Origin of the sequence: Archangium sp., assembly GCF_036388035.1 — a bacterium.
Lineage (GTDB): Bacteria > Myxococcota > Myxococcia > Myxococcales > Myxococcaceae > Archangium.
In genome coordinates, this window is the sequence record NZ_DASVSO010000391.1 from 1 (window position 1) to 9,018 (window position 9,018).

Here is a 9,018-nt window from a genome sequence, read left to right on the forward strand (position 1 = left end):
TCGACTACCGCCTGGGCGCGATGACGGGGCTCGAGCTGCTCGAGCAGGCACGGCGGCGGGGTTGGCACGGTCCAGTCATCCTGCTGACGGGGATGGGGGACGACGAGCAGATCGATCATCAGGCGCTGAACGCCGGTGCCGCTGACTTCCTGGTGAAGTCCCAGCTCACGCCGACGCTCCTGGAGCGCTCCATCCGCTACGCACTCCAGCACGCGCGCACGCTCGAGGAGTTGCGCCGCTCCCAGGAGAGCTTCCGCTCGCTCATCGAGCGGCTGCCCGATGGAATCTGCGTGCTGCACGAGGACCGGATCGTCTACGTCAACCCCGCGCTCGTCTCGCTGGTCGGATGCACGTCCGCCAGCGAGCTGCTGGGGCGGACCGGGGCGCAGATGCGCGAGTCCTCGCTCCATCCCGAAGACCTGACGTCGCTCCCAAGCGACATCCGCGATGCGATGCTCGAAGGGCGGGCGGTGCCTCCATGGGAGGTTCGCCTGCTGCGCAAGACGGGCGGCGTCGTCTCCGTGGAGATCTCCCAGGTCCCCGTCATCTTCGAGGGCCGGCCCTCCGTCATCCGGAGCGTGCGCGACCTGACCGAGCGCAAGCACCTGGAGTCCCGGCTGCTGCGCGCGGATCGCATGGCCTCGCTCGGGACGCTCGCGGCGGGGATCGCGCATGAGATCAACAACCCGCTCGCCTACGTCCTCGCCAACCTCCACCACCTGCAAGCGGAAGTGCTGCCCGGGTTGAACCTGCCCGCGGGCCAGGGCGAGGAGGTGCACGAGCTGCTCTCCGAAGCCCAGCTCGGTGCGGACCGGGTACGCGACATCGTCAGGCAACTGAAGATGTTCTCGCGCGCGGAGGAGGGCATGCGGCCAGAGTCCGTGGACGTCCACCGGGTGCTCGAGACAGCCCTCAGCATGGCCTTGAATGAGATCCGGCACCGGGCACGGCTGGTCCGCGACTACATGGAGGAGCCCCTGCGCGTCTCGGCGAGCGAGGGCCGGCTCGGACAGGTCTTCCTGAACCTGCTCGTCAACGCGGCCCACGCCATCCCCGAGGGGAATGTGGAGCACCAGGAGATCCGCGTCATCACGCGGCCCCATCCCGAGGGAGTGGTGATTGAGGTATGCGACACGGGCTCGGGCATCCCGGCGGAGAACCTGGAGAAGCTCTTCGAGCCGTTCTTCACGACCAAGCCCGTCGGGGTGGGAACGGGGCTCGGCCTCTCCATCTGTCAGGACATCGTGACGGGTTTTGGCGGACGGCTGGAGGTGCGGAGCGAGGTGGGCCGCGGGAGTACCTTCCGGGTCATCCTGCGCGCCGCGACCGATGTCCGCCCGAGCGAGTCACCTCGGGCTTTCGTCGCGCCCGCGGCCGCGGCTCCGCTGCGGGGGCGGCTCCTGGTCGTCGATGACGAGCCGCTGATTGGCATGGCCATCCGCCGGATGCTCCAGCGGGAACACGAAGTCGTCACGCTGACGAGCGCACGGGAGGCCCAGGCGAGGCTGCTGGGCGGTGAGCGCTTCGACATCATCCTGTGTGACGTCATGATGCCCGAGATGAGCGGCGTGGAGCTGCACCAGGGGCTCGCGCGCCACGTGCCTGAGATGGCCGAGCGCATCGTGTTCCTGACAGGAGGCGCTTTCACGCCCGATGCCCGAGCGTTCCTGAGCCACGTCGGGAACCGCCAGGTCGAGAAGCCGTTTTCCTCCGAGAAGCTGCGGGAGTTGGTGCAGTCCCTGCTGCTCGGGGGGCCTCACGCCATCCGGCGCACGGCCTGAACCAAGGCCCCAGCGGGGGGAGCTGAACCCGGCTCCTCCTCAGCGCAGGGGCAGGCCCACCATCGCCTCGGCGAAGCGCTCGAACACCTGGCTGGCCGTGAGCGCGGGCTGCTCGTCGATGTTGCCCAGCATCAGCGCGAAGACGACGCGCGGGTGCTGGGGATCATGAGGGCGCTCGGCGATGCCCACGTAGGCCTTCTGCCCCGAGAGCGTCCCCGTCTTCGCGCGGATGCGTCCCCGTATCCCGTCCGTCACCGCGCTGCTCGCGAGCGTGCCGTCCACGCCCGCGATGGGCAGGCTGTCCACCAGCGCGTTCGCGTACGGCTCCTTCAGGCTCGTGTAGATGACCTCCACCAGCCCGCGCGCGGTGGCCACGTTGTAGCGCGACAGCCCGCTGCCATCCGCCGGCCGCAACAGCCGCGTCGAGATGCCCCGGCGCGTCAGCTCCTGCGCCATGGCGTCGCGCAGCGCGGGGTAGCTCTCGGTGCCCGTGCGCTCGCGGGTGAAGCCCAGGCCCAGCCGCTCGGCATAGAGGTTGAGCGACTCCTTGTTCGTCACCTTCACCAGCTCGGCCATGGACGGGCTGACGAACTCGAGCAGCGGCTCGCTCGTGGTGGCCGCGGGCACGGCGGCCAGCTGCGGCGCGGTGGGCATGCGCCAGATGCCACGCACGGCCAGCGCCTCCTCCACGCAGGCGGTGAAGAGCGCCTGGGGCTCGTCGACGGCGATGCGCATGGACGCCTGGCGCGGGCACTGCTCCGCGGTCGAGCGCCACACACAGCGCACCCGTCCGCTGCCCCGCTCGCGCACGCACCCGAGCCCGGCCCGCTGGGCATTCGGGTCCAGGTACACGACGGTCGCGGGCGCGCTCAGGGCCGGCGAGTAGCGCACCACCACGGGCTTCTGCGGCTGGGAGGCGCAGTCCTGGCCCTCGGGGCGCTCCAGCGACAGGTCCACCACGTTCTCCCGGAAGACGAAGGGCGTCGGGGCCGCGCTGTAGGCATAGGCCGCGTCGTCCCACGCCCAGCCGGGGCCGAACAGGCCATAGGGCCCCTCGTCGGCGTTGCTCACCCGCACCGCCCCGAGCCACTGCCGGATGCCCTTGGCATGGAGGGCCTCGGCGATCTGCTCGCAGGCCGGGGTGGTCTCGGGGAAGCGCCACGAGCCCAGGGACGGGTCTCCCGACGCCTCCACCACGAGATCTCCGAGGAAGAGGTTGCCCAGCTGCGTGCCCTCGAGCCGTACCGGGGTGTGGAAGCGGTAGTCCGCCCCGAAGGCGGCGAGCGCGGCCGAGGTGGACACCACCTTCATCGTCGAGGCGGGCAGCAGGCGCACGTGCTCGCGGCGCGCGTAGAGCGGCACGCCCGTCTGGGCGTCCACGAGGAAGACGCTGGCTGTCGTGCCCTCGAGCTCGACGGACTCGAAGAGCGCGTTGGCCACCGAGGTCAGCGTGGGCGGCGACGGACGGGTGGCGCGGGGGAGACAGGCCGACAGCGCGAGGGCGGCCAGCAGGAGCGGCGCGAGCGGGAGACGGCGCATGGGCGCAAGCTACCGTCCCCCGTCCCAGGCGTCGACGTCGAGATGTGCCAGGGTGGGAAGCTTCCGTTAAATCGTGCTATTCCTTTCTCACTCTCCTTCCCGCCACCCCCCGGGAAGCTCGGTCCCCGGCGATGAGCGACGAAGAGCAGACAGCGATTCTCGACGAGCGCAGTCGGAATCGGCCCACCGGCAGCTTCCCGGGCCTGCAGGAGGATCGCGGTCGCACGCCCATCACCACCCCGGGCAGCCCCATCAGCGCGCGGCGCTCGCTCGAGCCGGGCATGTGGGTGACGGGCCGCTACCACATCCAGGAGCAGCTCGGCGAAGGTGGCATGGGCCGCATCTGGCTCGCCGAGGACGTGCAGGAGCACCGCCGCGTCGCCCTGAAGGAGATGCAGGTGTCCGCCGGCCTGCCGCCCAGCAAGGTCGAGGAGCTCGTGCTGATGTTCCGCCACGAGTTCTTCGCGATGAAGCGGCTCCAGCACCCGGGCACCCTCAAGGTCTTCGACTGCGGGATGACGGAGTCCGGCAACCGCTTCATCACCATGGAGGTGGTGGGCGGCCAGGACCTCAGCACGCACGTGCGCGAGCAGGTGCTCGACACCGGCACCCTCTACCGCGTCCTCATCCAGATGGCGCAGGTGCTCGCCTTCATCCACTCGCGCCTGTACGTGCACTGCGACATCAAGGCCAACAACGTCCGCATCACCGAGTCCGGCGCGGTGAAGCTGATGGACTTCGGGGTGATGCACCAGCTCGGCACCCCGCGCTCCAGTCGGATCAAGGGCACCCTGCAGTACCTCGCCCCCGAGTGGCAGCGCGGCGCCAGCATCGACGGGCGCGCGGACCTCTACTCGCTGGGGGTGATGGCCTTCTACATGGCCACCCGTCAGCTGCCCTTCAAGGGCGGCAACCCGACGGCCCTGCTGGCGGATCACCTCTCGCGTCCCCCACCGCGCCCCTCCAGCCTCTGCCCGGTGGATCCGCAGCTCGAGGAGATCATCCTCCTGCTGCTGGCCAAGGACCCGCGCGATCGCTTCCAGGATGCCTCCGAGCTGCTGGAGGCGCTGTGCCACGCCAGTGGTGAGCCGCTGCCGGAGGAGCCGCTGGCGGCACGCGCCAGCTACCTGCACGTCCCAGAGGTGGTGGGACGCCAGGAGGACCTGGGGCAGCTCCTGGAAGCCCTCTGGGAGGCCGACCGGGGCCTGTCTCGCGCGGTGCTGCTCGGGGCCCCCGCGGGCGTGGGCAAGTCCCGCCTGCTGCAGGAGCTTGAGCTGCAAGCCCAGCTCTCCGAGATTCCCTTCGGGGTGGGCCAGTGCCGCGCGGAAGGACTGGCGCCGATGGAGCCCATCGTCCAGGCGCTGCGCATGCTGGTGCCGCGCACCCCGGCGGAGCTGCTGGCGCGGCTGGGGCCTCTGCTGGGCAAGCTGGTGCCGTCGCTCGCCACCGCGCCGGCGCCCGTCTTCCGGGACGCGAGCGCGGAGAAGATGGCCGTCTTCGGCGCCCTCACCGAGTGGCTCCAGACGCTGGGACGCCAGTTCACCTTCGTGCTCTGCATCGAGGATCTGCACTGGGCGGACGCCGCCTCCCTGGAGGTGCTCAACGTCCTCATCCGCGCGCTGCACGGCACGCGGGGAATGGTGGTGGGGGCCTTCCGCTCCAACGAGCTGAACCGGCTGAGCCTCGCCTTCGCGACGGTGGACGAGGGGCTCACCTCGCGCCTGGAGCTCACGCCCCTGACGGCCGAGCACCTCGACCAGCTGGTGCGCCTGGTGCTGCCCGGCCTGGACGTGCCCGCGGGCTTCGTGGCCCGGCTGCACGCCATCACCGGCGGCAACGCCTTCTTCGCCACCGAGTGCCTGCGCGCGCTGGTGGAGGAAGGCGTGCTGCGGCGCGTGGGCGGCCGCTGGAGCATGCGGGAGGACCTGGAGGAGCATCCGCTGCCGGGGAGCATCCGCGAGGCGGTGCTGGCCCGACTGGCCACCCTGCCCGAGGATCGGGTGGCGCTGCTGCGGCGGCTGGCCCCGGCGGGACGCAGCCTGGAGCTGCCCCTGGTGCGCGCCCTGGCGGAGCTGCCCGAGGCGGAGCTGTTCCAGGCACTCGACGAGCTGGTGGAGCGGCAGTTCCTCCAGCGCGTGGAGGGCCGCTGCGTCTTCACCCACGACACCGTCCACGAGTCGCTCCACGAGAGCACTCCGGAGACGGAGCGGCGGGCCCACCACGGGCGCATCGCGGAGATCCTCCAGCGGCTCGGGGGCAACCGGCCGGGCGTGGCTCGGGCGGTGGGCTACCACTTCGCGCGCTCGGACGAGCCCCAGCGCGCCATCGTCCCGTTGTTGCGCGCCGGGCAGGCCGCCATCGAGGCCAAGGCCCTGCTGGATGCCACGCTGGTGCTCAAGGAGGCCGCCGCGCTGCTCGAGGCCGGTCCCCACACCCCCGAGCGCGAGGAGCAGCTCATCCGCACCTGGGTGACGCTCATCGAGATCGGCTACACGAGCGATCCACCCACCTCGCTCTTCTACGCGGAGAAGCTCTTCGCCCACTGGGCGGACACGGCGGACCTCGGCGAGGGCCGGCGGGAGGCGGTGGAGCGGCTGGCGGCGGCGTGTGCGAGCCCGGAGGCCGAGCGGCCCGAGCAGCTCCGGCGCGTCATCCGGGAGATTCCGATCGACGCGCGGATGGCACCCGCGGATGTCTTCTGGAAGAAGGCGGAGCTGCAGATCCTCCAGAGCATCGCGCTGGCCATCATGGGGCGCACGGCGGAGTTCCACACGCTGCTGGAGCGCGTGCGCGCCGAGCATCCGCCGGAGTCGCCCTACCGCTCCGGCGCCCTCATCGCGAGAGGGGGGCTCAGCGCGCACACGGGCCGCTTCGCGGACGTGATGGAGGCCCAGCGCGAGGAGGTGGATCGGCTGCACGCCTTCCGCGACGCGGTGGTGAACCCGCCCCGGCGCCTGGCGTGGGCGCTCGGCATGGGCTGCTACTTCCTGAACATGAACCTGGCCCTGAGCGGCAGGCCGCTCGACGAGGTGGCCACGCGGGACGGGTTCACCGTGGCGGACAGCTACGGGTACACGGATCTGCGCATCTACCACCTGCAATCGCAGATCGTCCGAGCCTCCTTCATCGGCGACGCCTCGGCCTTCGTGCCGCCCTTCACCGAGAAACAGGAGCTCATCCGGCGCCTGGGCCACCCGCGCCTGCCCGAGCGGAACCTCGCCATCTACACGCCGCCCTACTACCTGGAGCGCGGCGAGCATGAGCTGGTGGCCGCGGTGGTGGCCAAGGGCGAGCAGCTCGCCCAGGTGCTGCCCGGGGACCGCTGGCTGAAGCTGTACGTGCTGGTGTACTCGGCGTGCCGGGATGTCCTCTTCGAAGACGCCGCCGCGGCGCGCGAGTCACTACCCAAGGCGCTGGAGGCCTCACGCGCGGGAGACTTCCGCATGGAGACGCTGGTGCGCGTCTACCAGTCCCGCTTCGAGTGGGCCCAGGGCAATCCCGAGGCCGCGCGCGAGGCCGCCGAGGCGGCGCTCCTGCGCGCCACGGATCCGGTGCTCGCCAACCCCTTCGACGAGATCCTCTCGCGCCGCGCGCTGGCGCCGCTGGTGCCGGAGGCCGAGGGAGACGCGCACCTGACCCACGCGCTCTCCCTGGCCGAGGCCACGGGCAACGTGTTGCAGGTGGGGCTGGTGAACCTCGCCCTCGCGGAGCGGTGGCTGGAGCCCGCGCCCGTCCGGGCCAGCGAGGCGCTCGAGGCGGCGGAGCGGGCCTTCACCGCCGCGAAGGCCAGCGCGCTGCTCCCTCGGGTGGCGGCCATTCGCGGGGAGCTGCGGCCCGAGGGAAAGACGCGACTGCTGAGTGAGCGGTGAGTGAAGGGCTCAGGTCATCCCGGTGTCCGGGCGATCGGGTTTGTACACATGGAGCAGGAGCCGCTCCTGGCCTTTGCCTTTGTCCAGCCTCTTGTTCATATAGACATGGACATTCTTGGCCGCTACCTCGGTGGCGAACTGGACGAACCCCCAATAATATTTCTGGCCGCGCGAACCAGGCACGTTCCAAGGGTAGCTGGGCTGCTCGATACCGGTCTTGTTGTCCCAGTCCGACGGGTCGAGTCCATAGAGTACATCCAGATCATCGCCCTTCTTCGCGGGCTCCTTATTCGATAGGCCCACGATCCGCGCTCCATCGCTCACCGCTCTCACGGCGGCGAACGGAACCTCTTTCTTGATGAGTAGTTCCCGGGTCCGAATCACATCACGCATGGCCAGGAACTTTTCATTCGCGTAGCCAGCCTTTCCGGAAGGAGCGGGTGCGTCGATAACTTCCTTGGCCGTCACGCCCAGCCGCTCTTCCGCGGTCCTCGGGGCGTGAATGTCATAGATGCTGTCCTGGGGTACTTTCGCCAGATCGATGATCGCGGTGCCGAAAACACTGATGAACTCCTCGCCTCGGGTCGAAACGGGGGGCTGCTTTGAAACACCCGTTGAAACGAAGCGCTTCTGCCACCCGCGCGTATGGCTCAGGATCTGCTGCTCAATCGTCAGTGACGTACCAAGCGTGACGGGGTGGCGCACCGCGCGTTTGTCATTGTCCTTGCGACCCGTGGAGCGGACATTGATATCGTAGATGAGCGCCTTGTCGTCCTGGTTGGGCGCCTGGAGGGCTTTCAGTTTCCCCAGGTTGTAGGCGTCCGTTTGATTCAAGCCGCGCATCACGAAACGTTTGACGTAGGTATCGGACGTGCTCAACCGGACGTAGTGCCGCCCTCCCGCGACACCGACCCTCTGGTAGACCTTGTGCAAGACCCCCCGAGGCTGTGGGTTCACTTCCTCGAACCGGGCGAGCCCGAAATGGATGTCCGCGATCGGGACGGCGTAGGTATGACCCTCCACGAACTCCCAGGCATAGATTGTCAGGATGTCGTTCTGCGTATCGACAGTCTCGGGAGGCGCGCTGAACCAGATCTGGTTCTTGCAACGAACCAACAGCTTCTCCTCGACGAACTTCCACCAGTTGGCGCCATGCTGGAGATGGTTTTTCTCATACGAATGGAGCACGGGGTGTGCATTACCGGGTGTCTTCAGGGCGTCCTTGAAGTTGCTGACATCGTCCTCCGCGAATTTCTTGCGCGCGGCCTTGTCCTCGTCGAAGAGCTTGATGATCTTCGCGATCAGGAAGTTGAATTTGGGCGGGATGTCGCCGCGCGGCACCAGCAGGTACTTGTGCCGGTAGCCCGGCTGGATGACGGCACCGCCTGTCGCGCGCCGCGCGCTGGTGTGGCCCGGAGACGCAACCCCACGGGCTCCCTCGTGGAGGGAGAGCCAGTGCTCCCGGGAGGGAAGCCCGGCGGCTTTCGCCTCCGCGGGCATTAGCGTCAGCACCGCGAGCAGGCCCATGCGCTCCGCCTCGGCCTCCAGCGCGGGGTCGTCGACGAGGGCCCATCCCGCCCCGCGTGGGTCGTGGACCTGGCCCGCGCGCTGCTGGAGCACGTGGGTGAGCTCATGAGCCAGCAGCCACAGTCCGGACAGGGTGTGGGGCTCGTACTCTCCTGGCGCGAACCACAGGTCATCGCCGCAAGCGAGGGCGTGAGCGCCAACGGCCAGGGGTTCCGGGCCGATGTGGATCCGGACGTCCGCGAAGTCGGTGTGGAACAACGTCTCCAGCGCGGCGCGAAGCCGTGGACTCAAGGGGAAGCCCT

General features: G+C 69.4%; 4 protein-coding genes. 2 read left to right on the forward strand and 2 right to left on the reverse strand.

Annotation, left to right across the window (positions count from 1 at the left end; genetic code table 11):
• Positions 1 to 1,781 (forward strand): response regulator (locus tag VF697_RS15905; protein ID WP_331095836.1); only part of this gene is annotated, 1,781 nt, incomplete at its 5' end.
• A 39-nt stretch (positions 1,782 to 1,820) separates the two neighbouring features.
• Here the strand turns inward: VF697_RS15905 and dacB are convergent.
• Positions 1,821 to 3,320 carry a D-alanyl-D-alanine carboxypeptidase/D-alanyl-D-alanine endopeptidase gene (gene dacB, locus VF697_RS15910; protein WP_331095838.1) on the reverse strand — a complete coding sequence of 500 codons (1,500 nt, stop codon included), beginning with the start codon at positions 3,318 to 3,320 and terminating at the stop codon, positions 1,821 to 1,823.
• A 131-nt stretch (positions 3,321 to 3,451) separates the two neighbouring features.
• On the opposite strand from dacB, the gene VF697_RS15915 reads away from it, so the two are divergent.
• The gene (locus VF697_RS15915; protein ID WP_331095840.1) at positions 3,452 to 7,189 is read left to right on the forward strand and encodes a protein kinase domain-containing protein; all 3,738 of its coding nucleotides are present in this window, start codon (positions 3,452 to 3,454) and stop codon (positions 7,187 to 7,189) included.
• A 9-nt stretch (positions 7,190 to 7,198) separates the two neighbouring features.
• Here VF697_RS15915 and VF697_RS15920 read toward each other — a convergent pair.
• The coding region (locus tag VF697_RS15920; RefSeq protein ID WP_331095842.1) for a DUF4157 domain-containing protein at positions 7,199 to 9,018 on the reverse strand (1,820 nt) is incomplete at its 5' end.

What these genes read in the sequence shown, in the direction of transcription:
- VF697_RS15915 (WP_331095840.1), top strand. Translation starts at nt 3,452, where the DNA reads ATGAGCGACGAAGAGCAGACAGCGATTCTCGACGAGCGCAGTCGGAAT.
- dacB (WP_331095838.1), bottom strand. Translation starts at nt 3,320, where the DNA reads ATGCGCCGTCTCCCGCTCGCGCCGCTCCTGCTGGCCGCCCTCGCGCTG.